Below are 15,079 nucleotides of genomic sequence, written 5' to 3'. Positions count from 1 at the left end.
TCGAGCGGCATCGCAACCAAGAGTGAAAGCGGATGTTTCTGGCGGGCCTCAATCAGAGTGGCCGACAACGCTGCCGATTGCAACGCCCAATCGTGTGTCGCCTCAGGCAGTAGTCTATGCTTTCGATGGCGTCACTCGACGTTTGGAATTTTTCGCGTGCCGCACTCTCTGCGTGCAGCTCTATTTTTCGTCGAAGACTGACATATATGGAATGGCTTGCCCGGACGACGCGAATATTCCGTGATCAAACTGCGGGACCGAATTTCGAGGGAGAACTCCATGCGCCTGACCAAACTGCTTATCGGGACAGCCTTTGCCTTCACGCTCACCGCAGCGGCCGCCAACGCCGACGTTGTGGTGTCCTCGAAGATCGATACGGAGGGCGGTGTGCTCGGCAACATCATCCTGGCCGTGTTGAATGCCAATGATATCAAGACGGTGGACCGGGTGCAGCTCGGTGCCACGCCGGTGGTGCGCAAGGCGATTACCGCCGGCGAGATCGACATCTATCCGGAATACACGGGCAATGCCGCCTTCTTTTTCGAAAAGGCGGATGACCCGGTCTGGAAGGACGCGGCGAAGGCCTACGAGTCCGCCAAGAAGCTCGACTATGATGCCAACAAGATCGTCTGGCTGACGCCGTCGCCCGCCAACAACACCTGGGCGATCGGGCTACGCAAGGATGTGGCCGAGGCCAACAAGTTGAAGACGCTGTCTGATTTCGGCAAATATGTCGCTGGCGGCGGAAACGTCGTGCTCGCCGCATCGTCCGAGTTCGTCAACTCGGCCGCAGCTCTTCCCGCATTCCAGACGACCTATGCCTTCACGCTGAAGCCGGAGCAACTCATCACCCTCTCCGGTGGTGATACGGCGGCGACGATCGCTGCGGCGGCCAACCAGACGAATGGCGCCAATGCCGCGATGGTCTACGGAACCGATGGTGGTATCGCGCCCTCCGGCCTCGTGGTCCTCGAGGACGACAAGGCAGTGCAGCCGGTCTACCAGCCGACTCCGATCATTCGCGAGGCGGTGCTGAAGGAGAACCCTAAGATCGAGACCCTGCTGAAGCCGGTTTTCGAGAAACTCGACCTGGTGACGCTTCAGGAACTGAATGGCCGCGTCCAGGTCGGCGGCGAGCCGGCCAAGACGGTTGCCGAAGACTTCCTGAAGAAGAACGGCTTCCTGAAATAGGTTGACGCAAAAGCTCGACGCTGGTCGGATGCGCTCATCCGGCCAGCGTTTTCTTTTCTGAGCATAGAACAACCAGGGTCCGTCGAGCGGAAGCCGGGCGAGAAAAAGGGATCTGATGCAGCTCCGCGTGGACAAGCTTGGCGTGATCATTGCCGCACTTGCCGCCTACGGCGCATTCCTGGCGCCTTTCGCGACCTTTCGCGCCAATCGCATCGTCGCAGGTGAGGCGAGGTCGATCAGCGAAGCCCTGCCGCCGGTGTGGGCCGCCATCATCCTTCTCTTCGTCATTGCTGCAGCAATTGTCGCCGTTCTGAAAACGCCAAGCTCGCTGCGCCTTGCCATCGCCTTCTCGACGCTTGCCGCCCTGGCGCTGGGCATCGGTGCTGCCGCCGGCCACCTGACACCACCCGAAAACAGCTATGCTCGTGTTTCTCCGGCTTCCGGGTTCTGGGTTCTGCTGTTTGCGCTCGGTCTGCTGGCCGCCGACGCCTTGACCCGGCTGCGGCCGTCGCCCTTGGTGCGGGTCCTGTTTCTTTGCGGCGTGCTTGGTTTTATCGCCGCTGTCCTGATGTCAGGCACCTGGGACGGCCTGTCGCTCCTCAAGGAATACGCCGGCCGCGCCGACACGTTCTGGGCCGAGGCCGGCAAGCATGTGATGCTCGCCTTGGGGTCGCTTGCGGCCGCAACCATCATTGGCATTCCGGTCGGCGTTCTCTGCCATCGCGTGACGCGCCTGCGCGACGGCTTGCTCGGCGTCTTGAATGCGATCCAGACGATCCCGTCGATCGCGCTTTTCGGCATTTTGATCGCGCCGCTTGGCTGGATCGCAATTCATGTTCCCGGCGCCGCCGCCATCGGCATCCGCGGGATCGGCGCAGCGCCGGCCTTCGTCGCCCTTTTCCTCTATTCGCTTCTGCCTGTTGTCGCCAATACCGTGGTTGGGCTTGCCGGTGTGCCGAGAGAGGCCAACGATGCGGCACGCGGCATCGGCATGACGGATTTCCAGCGCCTCGCCGGCATCGAATTTCCGCTGGCCTTCCCGGTCATTCTCACCGGCATTCGCATCGTCCTCGTTCAGAACATTGGACTAGCGACGATCGCTGCGCTGATCGGTGGCGGCGGCTTCGGCGTCTTCGTTTTCCAGGGGGTCGGGCAGACGGCGATGGATCTGGTGCTGCTCGGGGCGGTTCCGACCGTCGTCCTGGCGTTCACGGCCGCAATTGTCCTCGATGCCTTGATCGAGATGGCCACACCAAACCGCAACCAGGTGCAAAGCGCATGATCGAGATTGAAGGCATCACCAAGCGCTACGGCGAAACCACCGTCGTCAGGGATGTCAGCCTGACGATCGCACCACGCACGGTCACCGTCATCGTCGGCACGTCCGGCTCCGGCAAGACGACGCTGCTGCGGATGATCAATCGCCTGGTCGAACCGACATCGGGCAAGATCAGGCTCGACGGCGAGGACAACCGGTCGCTGCCGGGCTACGAGCTGCGCCGGCGGATCGGCTATGCGATCCAGGGTCACGGGCTGTTTCCGCATCGAACCGTCGCGCAGAACATCGCCACCGTGCCGACGCTGCTCGGCTGGGACCGCGCCCGCATCGACGCGAAGGTCGCCGAGCTGCTGACGCTGTTTCAGCTCGATCCGGCTGCGTTCGGCCCGCGCTATCCGCACGAACTCTCCGGCGGCCAGCAGCAGCGCGTCGGCGTTGCCCGCGCGCTTGCGGCAGAGCCGAAGGTGCTGCTGATGGATGAGCCGTTCGGTGCACTCGATCCGATCATTCGCGCCAAGGCTCAGGACGATCTGCTGGCGATCCAGAAGCATTTCGAAACGACAATCGTCCTTGTCACGCACGACATGGAGGAAGCCTTCCATCTGGCCGACCGGATCGCGGTGATGGACAAGGGCGAAGTGGTGCAATACGCAACGCCGGCCGAGATGCTCGTAAAACCGGCGACCGGTTTCGTCGAGAGCCTGATAGGGGCCGGCGAACGCCCGTTTCGGCTGCTGGCGATCGAAGCCGTCGCGAGTGCTGTCGAACCCGGTACGGCAGAAGGAGAGGCGATTTCGAGCGCCGCCAGCCAGCGCGAGGCCCTGTCGACGCTGCTCTGGTCCGGCCGCAAGGCTCTTCCCGTCGTCGGTCCCGATGGTGTTCTCCTTGGCAAGGTCAGCCTTGATGGTCTGGCGCAGCGTGCGGCGGGACGATCGTGATGCTGCGTCTTCCCAACCTGTTTCGGCTGCTCGCTCTTACAGTTCTGATCGCTTTCCTGGTTCAGCCGCAATGGTTCGAGCCGCTGCTGCGGCCGCTGGTGCAGGAGAACGCGCCGGCAATCTATAATCAGGGCAGCCTGCTGCAACTGACGCTGCTGCATCTGCGCACTGTCGCGATTGCAACGGCTGGCGCAACCGTGGTCGCACTGGCTTTGGCGATCCTGGTGACGCGGACATCGGGTGCAGAATTCCTGCCGCTCTCGCGCAGCCTTGTGAATATCGGCCAGACGTTTCCGCCGGTCGCCGTGCTGGCGCTCGCCGTGCCGATCTTCGGCTTCGGCGAAAAGCCGACGCTCATCGCGCTCTTCCTCTATGGCCTCCTGCCGATCTTCGAGAACGCTCTGACCGGGCTGACCACCCTGCCGCAATCGATAATGGAGGCGGCGCGGGGCACCGGCATGACCGGTCGCCAGCGGCTCTTGAAAATCGAACTGCCTCTGGCGATGCCGGTGATCCTCGCCGGCATCCGGCTCTCAGTCGTCATCAGCCTGGCAACCGCGACGATCGGCTCGACGGTGGCGGCAAGAACGCTCGGTGAAGTGATCATCGCCGGCCTCCAGTCGAACAACCTTGCCTTCGTCGTCCAGGGCGGCCTCATCGTTGCGGTGCTCGCAGTGCTGATCCACGATGCCCTGCAGGCGGCCGAACGAAGCCTCGGTTCCCGGATGGGGCGATAGGGCATACGCTGCAACCCCGGCAAGACGACAAAAGTCGCTGACAACGCGCTGCACCAAAATACGGTGCTACGTGCTAGAATGGTGCGTGCTGTACCGAGGCGCCAAAAGTCCTGTTGTCAGGGATATGGGCGGGTTCAAGACCAGGCTCAATATGCCCGGATGGCTGTTGCCCAGACCACGCGATCATGGTTATGGCCCGCTGGCGATGGTCGTCGAGTCGATGCTGGAGCCAGGCAGGCTTATCGCCATGCACGAGCACCGCAACGATGAAATCCTGTCATGGGTGCCAGATGGGGTCATGCGTCACGATGACCGTGTTACCGGCCGGCTGATCACCGACAACGCGCACCTCATGGTGATGAACGCTGGACAAAGCTTCTGGCACTCGGAGGAGACATTGCCGAGCGATCCGCCGCTCCGAATGCTCCAAATTCTCGTGCGCCCCCATAGTCTCGATCTCCCGCCCAACATCCAGCACGGCCCCATTGCAGCCGTACCCGGCAATCAATGGAGGCATCTTGTTGGGGCGGAAGGTGGCATGGCGCCGTTTTTCGTGCGCAGCGCCGTCGACATATTCGACCTCAGGCTCGAGGCAGAGGCAAAAGCTAAATTTCCCTGGGCGGAGGGGCGACACCTCTACTTCTATCTCTTTTCCGGCTCGGTGCAGGTCGGGGGTGTCGGATTTGGCGAAGGCGATCAGGGGCTGTTTCTCTCGGACGAGCCTTTGGACCTTTTGGCCACTCGCAGTTCGCTGATCGTTGCGTTCCTGATTGATCCAAATGCGCCTGTCGCGCGGCAGGGGACGGTTGGCGACCATCCCAAGATACCGCCACCCTATCTGGCCCGGCCGTTGCTGCGGTTGCTGCACTGGCGCAACCGCCTGTTCAGAAAAGCCTGAACTGATCAGAAACCATCCACGCAACGTGCAGTGGTCTGGACCGCTTTCTTCCTCTCGGAGAGTTGCGGCGATCGCACCCTCGTTGGTTGTCCGCGAAATGCCTGCTTTAGCGGCATTTGCTTCGCGTTATGAAAATGAATTTCACAATTTTACAAAATACGCGGATTTGGGTTGACGGCCTGAAAAAACTGCACCAGTCTGCGAAAATAAATTACGCCATAAGGCAAGGGAACAGTGCGAGCATGAAAGTCGGGATAATCGGACTCGGATTCCGCCTGGGATATCTGGGCTACGTTTTCAAAGCCATGGATGAGAACTTCGAGATCGCCGGATACGTCGATCCGAATCCGGCTGGACTGCCGGGCCTGACGGAAAAAGGCATCTCCGCCGGCACGGCCTATGCGACGCCGGAAGAACTGATCGCCAACGAGAAGCTCGACCTCTTGATGATCGGTTCGCCGAACCACATGCACCTCGATCATATCCGGATCGGGCTTGAAGCCGGTCTCAAGGTGTTCAGCGAAAAGCCGATCGTGACGACGGTCCAGGAGAGCCTGGAGCTTTCGCACTTGATGGCGAAATTCGGCCATGAACGGCTGATGGTCGGCCTCGTGCTGCGCTACGCGCCGATGTACCGCGACCTGCGCGCGGCCCTTGCGGAAGGCAAACTCGGCCAGGTCGTCTCGATCGAGGCGTCCGAACATATCGAGCCCTACCACGGCGCCTTCTTCATGCGCGACTGGCGTCGCTATGAGCGCTATTCCGGCAGTTTCATGCTGGAGAAATGCTGCCACGACCTCGATCTCTACAACGGCGTTATCGGTGCGAGGCCGGAACGCGTCGCCAGTTTCGGCGGCCGCAAGAGCTTCATCCCGGCCAACGATCCCGCACGCGAGGGCATCAACGACCTCGAACTCTTCCATCGCAAGCCGAGCGGCTGGATGGGGTCCGACAAGGTGTTCGACAGCGACGGCGACATCATCGACTATCAGGTTGCGATCGTCGAATACGCCAACGGTGTCGGGATGAACTTCCACACCAATCTCAATGTGCCGGACCAATTCCGCCGCTTCTGCATCATGGGATCGCGCGGCATGGCCGAGGGCGATTTCATCCGCGGTTACTTCGACGTGCACGAGATGCTGACCGGCAAGAAGGTCATCGAGAACAAATACGCGGCCACCGAACTGTCGCAGCACTACGGCGCCGACGAGCAGATGGCGAGCGATATCATCGGCCATGTGCGCGACGGAAGACCGCTGCCGGTCTCGACCATCGATGCGCTCGAAGCGGGTATCCTCGCATTGTCGATGGACGAGGCACGGCGCAAGCGAAGCGTGATCGATCTGCGGCCGATCTGGGATCGTTTCGACGAAGCCTTGCATTCGCGCGCGGCTTGAGGGGAGTAGCGGGATGAGTGTTCAACGCAGCACGGTCATCTTCGCCTGGATCCTGCTCTTGCCCGCCGTGCTCTACGTCACGGTCATCGTCGCCTATCCCCTTGTCGACACCTTCATCCTGTCGTTCACCGACGCGTCGCTGAAAAAGACGACGAATTGGGTCGGCTGGGCCAACTACGACAAGATTTTCAACGAAACCTTCGCCGAGGTCATCTTCCGCACCTTCATCTGGACCTTCTTCTCGGTCTCGATCAAAATGATCATCGGTGTCTTCGGCGCGACGATGCTGAATGCGGCCGTGCCCGGCCGTGCGGTCTTCCGCCTGCTCACCATGCCGCCGTGGATCGTGCCGATGGCCATCGGCATCTTCATGTGGGGCTGGATGTACAACGGCCAGTTCGGCATGATTTCCGGCGTGCTGCAGAACTGGGGGCTCATCGACGGACCGATCGCTTTCCTTGCACGCGGCGAGACGGCCTTCTGGGCGACGATCATCACCGACGTGTGGATCGGCGTGCCGCTGGTCACGCTCTATATGCTGGCTGCGATGCAGGCGATCCCGCAGGACCTCTATGAGGCGGCCTGGACGGACGGGGCAGGGCGCTTCTATCGCTTCCGCCGCATCACGCTGCCGCTTCTGGTGCCTTCGCTGATCACGATGTCGATGCTGTCGCTGATCGCCACCTTCAATTCTTTCGACATCATCTGGATCCTCACCCAGGGCGGCCCGAACGGGGAGACCACCACGATGATCATCGATACCTACCGGACCGCCATCGGGTCGAAGAAATACGGGGAGGGTGCTGCGCGTGCCGTGCTGATCTGCATCTTCCTGTCGATCTTCTGCTTCGCCTATTTCCGGGTCACCAGTCGCCTCGCCGCGGGGGAACAGAAATGAGCCAGCCTGCCATGATCAACCGCTATCGCTGGTATGAACTCGTCGCCATCTATGCCGGTATTCTTGTGTTTCTGGGTTTCATTCTGGCGCCGTTCGTCGAAGGCTTCCTGGTCTCGCTGAAGCCGTTGGGTCTGCTTTTTTCGTCGCCCTACAAGTTTTGGCCGGAAAACGGTTCCTTCGCGGCCTACGTCACCATGTGGGAGAGCGTGCCCGGCTTTGCCCGATACATCTTCAACTCCTTCTTCATCTCCACCATCGTGACGGCCATCGTGCTGATACTGGTCATTCCGGCCGCCTATGCCTTTGCCCGGTTCAATTTCCGCGGTAGCGGCGCGCTGCTCGGTGCGTTCCTCGCGGTCAACATGTTCTCCGGCGCCGTGCTGCTCATCCCGCTGTTCCGGCTGATGCGCAGCTTCGGCGTGCTCAACACCTATCTTGCCATGATTATGCCCGGCGTCGCTTTCCTTATCCCGTCGGCGATCTGGCTGTTGCGCACCTATATGATGCGCATCCCGCGCGAGCTGGACGAGGCCGCTTTTGTCGACGGCGCGAGCCATTTTTATACGTTGCGCCGGGTGATCCTGCCGATCGCCATGCCGGGCATCACGGTGGTGGCGATCACTACCTTCATCGGCGCCTATGCCCAGCAATTCATCTACGCTCTGACTTTCAATTCCAAGACCGAATACATGCCGCTACCGGTTGGGCTCTTCGCCTATTTCGGTCGCCAGGAGGTGATCTGGAACGAGCTCATGGCGGCGAGCTTCGTCGGCATCGCGCCGGCAGTCGTCGTGATCTTCCTCCTACAACGGTATCTCGTCAGCGGGCTGACCGCAGGCGCGGTGAAACAATAAGACCAACCAACCACCAGAGAACGGGAGCTTGCAACGTGTCAATTCAATTCAAGACAGGGGTACTCGCCCTGGCCCTGCTCGGTTCGACCGCGCTTGGCGCCGTCACCGCCCAGGCGGCCGACCAGGAGATCAGCTGGATCTACTGCGGCGACACCATGGATGCGGTTCACGCGAAATACATCAAGCAGTGGGAGGAAAAGAATCCAGGCTGGAAAGTCACGCCGGAAGTTGTCGGCTGGGCTCAGTGCCAGGACAAGGCGACGACGCTAGCCGCTGCCGGGACGCCGGTCGCCATGGCCTATGTCGGCTCGCGCACGCTGAAGGAGTTCGCCCAGAACGACCTTATCGTTCCCGTGCCGATGACGGACGAGGAAAAGAAGACCTACTACCCCAACATCGTCGACACGGTGACCTTCGACGGCAACCAGTGGGGCGTTCCGGTGGCCTTCTCAACCAAGGCGCTCTATTGGAACAAGGACCTGTTCAAGCAGGCCGGCCTTGATCCGGAGACGCCACCGAAGACCTGGGCCGAAGAGATCGAGTTTGCCAAGGCGATCAAGGAAAAGACGGGCATCGCCGGTTACGGCCTTCCGGCCAAGACCTTCGACAACACGATGCACCAGTTCATGCACTGGGTGTACACCAACAACGGCAAGGTGATCGACGGCGACAAGATCGTCATCGACAGCCCGGAAGTTCTTGCTGCGCTCCAGGCCTACAAGGACATCACGCCCTATTCCGTTGAAGGAGCGACCGCCTACGAACAGAACGAGGTCCGCGCCATCTTCCTTGATGGCAAGGTCGGCATGATCCAAGGCGGGTCGGGCGCCGCCGTTCGCCTGAAGGAAACCAAGGTCAACTGGGGTGTTGCGCCACTGCCGCTCGGCCCCTCGGCCAAGGGCGAGGGAACGCTGCTCATTACCGACAGCCTGGCGATCTTCAAGGGTTCGGGTGTCGAGGAGAAGGCGACAGAATTCGCCAAGTTCATCACCTCCCCGGGTCCGCAGGGCGAATATGAGCTGCAGGGCGGCGCCGGCCTGACGCCGCTGCGCCCATCGCCGATGGTCGACGAGTTCGTCAAGAAGGATCCCTATTGGAAGCCGTTCATCGACGGCATCTCCTTCGGTGGTCCGGAGCCGCTCTTCACCGACTACAAGGGCTTCCAGAACGTCATCATCGAGATGGTCCAGGCCGTGGTGACCGGCAAGGCCGAACCCGCCGACGCCCTGAAGAAGGCGGCTTCCGACCTCGAAGAGTACAAGTAAGATCATCGGGCCGCGGATCCTTGGGTTCGCGGCCCAAACCAATCCGCTACGAACGGGCCGCTTCACGCCGGTGGCCGGAGACAGTTTCTTGGGACAGCTCAATCTCAATAGGGTTCAGAAATTCTACGGGACGTTCGAGGTGCTGAAAGGCATCGAGCTCGAGGTGAAAAACGGTGAGTTCGTCGTTTTCGTCGGACCCTCCGGTTGCGGCAAGTCGACATTGCTCAGGATGATAGCCGGTCTCGACGAGACCAGCTCGGGGGACATCCTGATCGAAGGCAAACGCGTCAACGACCTGCCGCCCGTGAAGCGCGGAATCGCCATGGTCTTCCAGTCCTATGCGCTCTACCCGCACATGACCGTCTTCGAGAACATTGCCTTTCCACTTCGCGTGGAAAAGATGCCGGAAGAGAAACTGAAGGCCAAGGTGGAACATGCAGCCCGCATCCTCCATCTCGACCAACGGCTGCAGCAAAAGCCGGGAATGCTGTCCGGCGGCCAGCGCCAACGGGTGGCGATCGGCCGGGCGATCGTGCGCGAACCGAAGATCTTTCTCTTCGACGAGCCACTGTCGAATCTCGATGCGGCGCTGCGCGCCGACATGCGCATTGAACTGGCGAAGCTGCACCGGCAATTGCAGGCCACGATGATCTACGTCACGCACGACCAGGTCGAAGCGATGACGATGGCGGACCGGATCGTCGTCCTTAATGCCGGTGAAATCGCCCAGACAGGCGCACCGCTCGAACTCTATCACAAGCCTGCCAATATCTTCGTTGCCGGCTTTATCGGCAATCCGAAGATGAACTTCCTGCCGGTCACCTGCAAAGGTGTCAGCGATGCCGGGGTGGAGGTCGACTACAAGGGGCAGACTGCTGTCGTCCCGGTCGGGCCGCATGACGGTCTGGTCGGGCGGACATTGACGCTGGGCGTGCGGCCCGAGCACATTCTGCTCGGCGCCGGCGACCTGTCGCTGACCGTTACGCCGACGGTGATCGAGCGCCTCGGCGCCCACACCGTCGCCTATGCGGCCCTCAATGGCGAAGGGGAAAACTATTGCGCGATGCTGCCGGGCACCGTCGCAATCCGCCCGGAAGAACAGGTGCTGACGGGCATTCGTGCCGCCGATTGCCACCTGTTCGATGAGGCAGGCATGGCGCTCGAGCGGCGTGTCGAACTCACCGATATCGACATGGGCTTGCTCGACCCGGCTGCGGCCTGAGATAGCCTCGCCAATGCAATCGGCCGCCGTCCATGATCAGGACGGCGGCCGTTTTTGTCACTGGCAGTAGAGCAGGCCAGATCAAAAGGCACGTCTGTGCTGGCTGGCCGCCTCAGTCGGGCTGGCTGCGCAAACCTAGAGCTCGCAATTGCGTAAAAACAGAGGGATAGAGCGTTTCCACGATTCCGTGTGTACATGAAACGCTCTGGCTCGGTTCAGGCCGCTCCCTTTCCAAGGCCATGCGGATCGGCAATCTTCGGCCAGATATTCCCGGATGCGCGGAGATAGGCGGTCTTGGCGGGATTGTTCGGATAGGGCGTTCCGGCCGAGCAATAGAGGATCTGCGCGGCGATCTTGGAGAAGGATGCGTAGAAGTGATTGGTCGACTTGATAACCAGGATGCTCTTTGCCTGCGGATCGACGCCCATCACCGAGAAGAGGCTGGGATCGAAGCTTTGCGCCCGTGTCGAATTCAGGATGATGTCGATGCCGCGATAGGAAATGAGGGCAGAGTCGCCAAAAGGTGCGAAGCTCTCGCCGAACTGCATCTGCGCATCGCGCACCAGCTTGATCACCTTGACGATGCCGTCGACCGGGTTGCCAGTCCCCGGCGCCGACTTGGCGCCAAAACGCAACGGAATTTCCGCCCCTTCGCCGGCGGCCATGCAGATCTGCACGGCCATCGGATCCCAGATCGTTCCGACGGCGGCATTGGTAGCGCCTTGTGCCAGTAATTCTTCGAGCAATACTGTCGCATCGCCCGCGGTTCCACCGCCCGGATTATCCCAGACGTCGGCGATGACGATCGGGCCCTCGGTCGCGGCTAGCGCATCGGCGACGGCCTGTTTTTCGTCGATCTGCGGCATGATGAAGGTTCCGCGTTTCGAAAAGAGCTCCAGCCCGAGGTCCCGTGCCAGGGCCTCGCCCTTCTCCGGTTTGCCGTTTGTCACGGCAAGCACCTTCGTTCCCATCTCCGGGACGTCGCCGGCCATGAATCCGTGCACCACCGACAGCGACAGGACTTCCGGATCTTCTGCCTCGATGCGCATCAGCTTGTCGACGAAGGAACGCATCGGTTCGCGCGATGTCGGATAGACGTCGATCATGCGGCAGTCGAATACGGACATCACCGGCATCACGCGGCCTTCCAGCGTATCGATGGCGATCCGCCAGAGATCCTCGGCCCGATCAACGAAGTCGGTGTGCGGAAACTCCTTGAAGAAAACGAAGAAGTCCGCCGCCGAAACGCGCTTTTGGGTCAGGTGGCTGTGCGGGTCCAGCTCGGCGCAGACGAGAACATCGGGGCCGACGATCTCGCGAATGCAGGTCAAAAGATCGCCTTCGGTATCCTCGTAACCCGCAGCAACCATGGCGCCGTGCAGACCCATAACGACGGCATCGACAGGGAGTGCGGCGCGCAGTTGATCGAGGATTTCGTCGCGCAGGCTCTCATAGGTCTGGCGGTTGACGAGGCCGGCCGGATCCGCCCAGGTGGCGGTGCCTTCGATCAGCGTCCAGCCTTTCTCAGCGGCAACGCGGCGGCCGACCGTGATCGGCGCCGTGCAGAGCGTCGGCGTCTCCGGATGCTCGCCCGGCGGCGCATAGAGCGACGCCTCGAAGGCGCGACGATCTATGCAGACGGGTGAGAAGGTATTGGTTTCCGTCGCGAGCGCTGCTGTGAAGATCCGCAATGCCGTCGCCTTTTCTCGTGCGCGCTTTTTAAGCCGGTCCCATCGGGTTCGGCAGGTAGCCGGTGAAGCCGGAAATCTTCCAGCGCCCCTCGTGCAGTCGGCAGTAATATACGGTCTGCCATTTCATCACGTCGAAGCTGCCGTCCGACTTCTTCAAGCCGCCATCGAACTTCTTGCGCGCGAGCGCGAAGTCGCCGTTGACCTCGATGTCCTCAAGCGTCGTCGTGGTGAAGATTGCCGCGCGGGCGTCCTCGGCGAAGGAAAGGCCGGCGAAGTCTTTCGCCTGGCGCAGCCACTCGTCGCGATAGGCCGAAAGCGACGGGAAGGTAAGGCGCCAATTGTCGGAATTGGTCTCGCGACGTCCGTCGATGCCGATGAAGCCGTCTTCGACAAAATCACCGGCGACCATCGACCAGTCGGCAGAAAGAAAAGCGTCAATATCGCGCGGAACCAGCATCTCCCAGATGGCATGGCGCGCGGTGTCGGAAGAGGGGAACGGATTGAGGAAGGGATCCCGCATGTTTTCGCCCTAGATTGAAATTCTTTTCATGAATGGTGTTTTTCTCTGGTCAAATTCAGCTTTCTATGGTCACTTGTCAACGATCAAAGAAAATAATTTGCACGAAGGCACACATGACCATCAAACGGTATGGCACCGAGCAAGTCGGTGCGGGCGGTAAGCCATTACCCTTTGCACGCGCGGTGGAGGCGGACGGTTGGCTGCATGTTTCCGGCCAGGTCGCCATGGAAAAGGGCGAGATCATCGAGGGCGGCATCATCCCTCAGACGCACAAGGCGATCGCCAATCTTCTGGCCATTCTGGAAGAGGCCGGATACGGTACCGAGCACGTGGTGCGTTGCGGGGTTTGGCTCGATGATCCGCGTGACTTCTGGACATTCAACAAGATCTATCAGGAGTATTTCGGTGTGCATCCACCGGCCCGGGCCTGCGTCCAGTCGGCGATGATGGTAGATTGCAAGGTCGAGATCGACTGCGTCGCCTACAAACCGAAGGAAGGCCGATAGACCCGGGGACATCAGCCGATGGATATTTTCGCGACACTTCAGGAAGAAAAAGGCCGGCTCTCGCAATCCGAGAACCGCATAGCCGATATTCTTCTGAACGACTTCGAGTTCGCGGTGAATGCGTCGATCATCGAGCTGGCCGGCAAGGCCGATGTCTCTCCGCCGACGGTCACGCGCTTCTGCCGCCGGCTCGGCTGCGACAGCTTCTCCGACTTCAAGGTGCAGTTGGCGCGCACCGCCTATATCGGCATGCGCTACCTGAAGCCGGAGCCGAAGAGCCGGGAAACCGGCGATGTCGCCCAGGACATCATCACCAAGGCGCAGAATGCGCTGTTCCTGCTGCACCGTTCGCTTGATCTGGCGTCAATCGAACAGGCGGTGGAGCGCATCGCGGCCGCAGAAATGATCTATGCCTTCGGCTCGGGCGGCAATTCTTCGATGATTGCCAGCGAGCTGCAGAACCGGCTCTTTCGTTATGGCCTGCGGGTTACCGCCAGTTCCGACCACAGCATGCAGCTGATGATGGCCGCGGCCGCCCGCCCGACGGATGTGCTGATTGGCTCATCCTTCTCGGGCCGCAACGCCGAGTTGGTGCGTGCTTTCACCCTAGCGCGCGAACTCAAGGTGCCGACGATTGCGCTCACCCAGAGCAACAGCCCGGTCGCGGCTGCCGCGACGATCACGGTTCCTGTCGATCTGCCTGAGGGCAACAACATCTATCGCCCCACTTCCACCCGCATCGCCTATCTGGCGCTGCTCGATATCCTCTCAAGTCTCGTTGCCTACCGGGTCCAGCCGCAGGCAACCGTCACACTTCGGCGCATCAAGCAACAGCTGGTGACCCACCGCGACGGTGACGACCGCCAGCTGCTGGGAGACTGACGTGCCGCGAAAGGTTCCCGCATGACGCAGTCTGTCGCCATTGTCACCGGTGCAGCCGGCGATATCGGTCGCGCAATCGCCAGGCGGCTTGGCGAGGATCATGATGTCGTCCTGCTTGCCGACATCGATAACGCGGCCGCAGAGAAAGCGGCGAAGGATCTCGGGGATGGCGAGCGTTTTGTGCCGATCGCGTGTGATGTGACGGACGCTGACAGCGTCGGCAAACTGGCCGCGGCGGCGGGCACGCAGGGTACCGTGCGCACGCTCGTCAACAATGCCGGCGCTGCCCGCGCTGTCAGCCTGCACGACACGACGCCGGATATCTGGCGGATGGACAATGCGTTGAACCTCGAAGCGGCCTTCCTGTGCTTCCGCGCAGTCGAAGACATGCTGAAGGAAAGCCGCGGTTCGGTGATCAATATCGCTTCCGTCAACGGCATGAATGTCTTCGGCCATCCTGCCTACAGCGTCGCCAAGGCCGGTCTCCTGCACCTGACGCGCCTCATCGCCGTCGAATACGGCAAGTTCGGCATTCGATCCAACGCCGTTGCACCAGGGACGGTTCGCACGCAGGCGTGGGAAGCGCGTGCCGCCGCCAATCCGCAGGTCTTCGAGGAAGCGCGTCGCTGGTATCCGCTGCAGCGCATCGTCAATCCCGAGGATGTCGCCAACGCCGTACACTTCCTCGCAGGTCCGATGGCGGCGGCGATTTCCGGCGTGTGCCTACCAGTCGACTGCGGGCTGACCGCCGGCCAGGCCGAACTGGCGCGAACGTTCTCGCAATCAAGCCACTACTGA

Annotated in this window: 15 protein-coding genes; 13 read left to right on the top strand and 2 right to left on the bottom strand. The window is 61.2% G+C overall.

The features are described 5' to 3' along the window. The first annotated feature begins 279 nt into the window (after positions 1-279). From AC244_RS11735 to AC244_RS11690, 10 genes are all read left to right on the top strand, one after another. Positions 280-1,191 carry an ABC transporter substrate-binding protein gene (locus AC244_RS11735; RefSeq protein ID WP_053249010.1) on the top strand — a complete coding sequence of 304 codons (912 nt, stop codon included), beginning with the start codon at positions 280-282 and terminating at the stop codon, positions 1,189-1,191. 115 nt (positions 1,192-1,306) lie between these two features. Then, positions 1,307-2,473: an ABC transporter permease gene (locus AC244_RS11730; RefSeq protein WP_053249009.1), complete on the top strand. Its 1,167-nt coding sequence runs from the start codon at positions 1,307-1,309 to the stop codon at positions 2,471-2,473. Further along, positions 2,470-3,408 carry an ABC transporter ATP-binding protein gene (locus AC244_RS11725; protein WP_053249008.1) on the top strand — a complete coding sequence of 313 codons (939 nt, stop codon included), beginning with the start codon at positions 2,470-2,472 and terminating at the stop codon, positions 3,406-3,408. Before AC244_RS11730 ends, AC244_RS11725 begins: the two co-directional genes overlap by 4 nt. After that, the gene (locus AC244_RS11720) at positions 3,408-4,145 is read left to right on the top strand and encodes an ABC transporter permease (protein ID WP_053249007.1); all 738 of its coding nucleotides are present in this window, start codon (positions 3,408-3,410) and stop codon (positions 4,143-4,145) included. Before AC244_RS11725 ends, AC244_RS11720 begins: the two co-directional genes overlap by 1 nt. An 85-nt stretch (positions 4,146-4,230) precedes the next feature. Continuing rightward, a complete protein-coding gene (locus AC244_RS11715; RefSeq protein WP_053249130.1) occupies positions 4,231-5,043 on the top strand; it encodes a pirin family protein in 813 nt (270 codons plus the stop codon). 242 nt (positions 5,044-5,285) lie between these two features. Beyond that, a complete protein-coding gene (locus AC244_RS11710) occupies positions 5,286-6,443 on the top strand; it encodes a Gfo/Idh/MocA family protein (protein WP_053249006.1) in 1,158 nt (385 codons plus the stop codon). Between the two features lie 13 nt (positions 6,444-6,456). Continuing rightward, positions 6,457-7,341, top strand: coding sequence for a carbohydrate ABC transporter permease (locus tag AC244_RS11705; protein WP_053249005.1), 885 nt, complete (start codon positions 6,457-6,459; stop codon positions 7,339-7,341). Beyond that, positions 7,338-8,195 carry a carbohydrate ABC transporter permease gene (locus tag AC244_RS11700; protein WP_053249004.1) on the top strand — a complete coding sequence of 286 codons (858 nt, stop codon included), beginning with the start codon at positions 7,338-7,340 and terminating at the stop codon, positions 8,193-8,195. The genes AC244_RS11705 and AC244_RS11700 overlap by 4 nt, the downstream gene beginning before the upstream one ends. Before the next feature lie 35 nt (positions 8,196-8,230). Beyond that, complete coding sequence (locus AC244_RS11695) at positions 8,231-9,460, top strand: ABC transporter substrate-binding protein (RefSeq protein WP_053249003.1); 1,230 nt, start codon at positions 8,231-8,233, stop codon at positions 9,458-9,460. Positions 9,461-9,548: 88 nt separating this feature from the next. Then, positions 9,549-10,682, top strand: a complete 1,134-nt coding sequence (locus tag AC244_RS11690) for an ABC transporter ATP-binding protein (protein WP_053249002.1) — start codon at positions 9,549-9,551, stop codon at positions 10,680-10,682. A 215-nt stretch (positions 10,683-10,897) separates the two neighbouring features. On the opposite strand, the gene AC244_RS11685 is transcribed toward AC244_RS11690, so the two are convergent. Together AC244_RS11685 and AC244_RS11680 are read right to left on the bottom strand one after the other, a co-directional pair. Then, the gene (locus AC244_RS11685) at positions 10,898-12,373 is read right to left on the bottom strand and encodes a M81 family metallopeptidase (RefSeq protein WP_053249001.1); all 1,476 of its coding nucleotides are present in this window, start codon (positions 12,371-12,373) and stop codon (positions 10,898-10,900) included. 28 nt (positions 12,374-12,401) lie between these two features. Continuing rightward, a complete protein-coding gene (locus tag AC244_RS11680; protein WP_053249000.1) occupies positions 12,402-12,893 on the bottom strand; it encodes a hypothetical protein in 492 nt (163 codons plus the stop codon). 113 nt (positions 12,894-13,006) lie between these two features. On the opposite strand from AC244_RS11680, the gene AC244_RS11675 reads away from it, so the two are divergent. Genes AC244_RS11675 through AC244_RS11665 form a run of 3 tightly spaced genes read left to right on the top strand, consistent with a single transcriptional unit; the run spans position 13,007 to position 15,079 of the window. Next, positions 13,007-13,399, top strand: coding sequence for a RidA family protein (locus AC244_RS11675; RefSeq protein ID WP_053248999.1), 393 nt, complete (start codon positions 13,007-13,009; stop codon positions 13,397-13,399). A gap of 18 nt (positions 13,400-13,417) precedes the next feature. Next, on the top strand, positions 13,418-14,281 hold the full coding sequence (locus AC244_RS11670; protein WP_053248998.1) for a MurR/RpiR family transcriptional regulator: 864 nt from the start codon (positions 13,418-13,420) through the stop codon (positions 14,279-14,281). A 21-nt stretch (positions 14,282-14,302) separates the two neighbouring features. Beyond that, positions 14,303-15,079 (top strand): SDR family oxidoreductase, encoded by a 777-nt coding sequence (locus AC244_RS11665; RefSeq protein WP_053248997.1) that lies wholly within the window; start codon positions 14,303-14,305, stop codon positions 15,077-15,079.

The organism is Ensifer adhaerens, from assembly GCF_001270265.1.
Taxonomy (GTDB): Bacteria; Pseudomonadota; Alphaproteobacteria; order Rhizobiales; family Rhizobiaceae; genus Ensifer; species Ensifer adhaerens_B.
Note: the sequence above shows the minus strand (reverse complement) of the source record. Positions and strands in the feature narration are given on the sequence as shown.

Bases quoted from the DNA above. Each gene is read 5' to 3' on its own strand.
- AC244_RS11735 (WP_053249010.1), top strand. From the start codon at position 280: ATGCGCCTGACCAAACTGCTTATCGGGACAGCCTTTGCCTTCACGCTC.
- AC244_RS11730 (WP_053249009.1), top strand. From the start codon at position 1,307: ATGCAGCTCCGCGTGGACAAGCTTGGCGTGATCATTGCCGCACTTGCC.
- AC244_RS11725 (WP_053249008.1), top strand. From the start codon at position 2,470: ATGATCGAGATTGAAGGCATCACCAAGCGCTACGGCGAAACCACCGTC.
- AC244_RS11720 (WP_053249007.1), top strand. From the start codon at position 3,408: ATGCTGCGTCTTCCCAACCTGTTTCGGCTGCTCGCTCTTACAGTTCTG.
- AC244_RS11710 (WP_053249006.1), top strand. From the start codon at position 5,286: ATGAAAGTCGGGATAATCGGACTCGGATTCCGCCTGGGATATCTGGGC.
- AC244_RS11705 (WP_053249005.1), top strand. From the start codon at position 6,457: ATGAGTGTTCAACGCAGCACGGTCATCTTCGCCTGGATCCTGCTCTTG.
- AC244_RS11700 (WP_053249004.1), top strand. From the start codon at position 7,338: ATGAGCCAGCCTGCCATGATCAACCGCTATCGCTGGTATGAACTCGTC.
- AC244_RS11680 (WP_053249000.1), bottom strand. From the start codon at position 12,893: ATGCGGGATCCCTTCCTCAATCCGTTCCCCTCTTCCGACACCGCGCGC.
- AC244_RS11675 (WP_053248999.1), top strand. From the start codon at position 13,007: ATGACCATCAAACGGTATGGCACCGAGCAAGTCGGTGCGGGCGGTAAG.
- AC244_RS11670 (WP_053248998.1), top strand. From the start codon at position 13,418: ATGGATATTTTCGCGACACTTCAGGAAGAAAAAGGCCGGCTCTCGCAA.
- AC244_RS11665 (WP_053248997.1), top strand. From the start codon at position 14,303: ATGACGCAGTCTGTCGCCATTGTCACCGGTGCAGCCGGCGATATCGGT.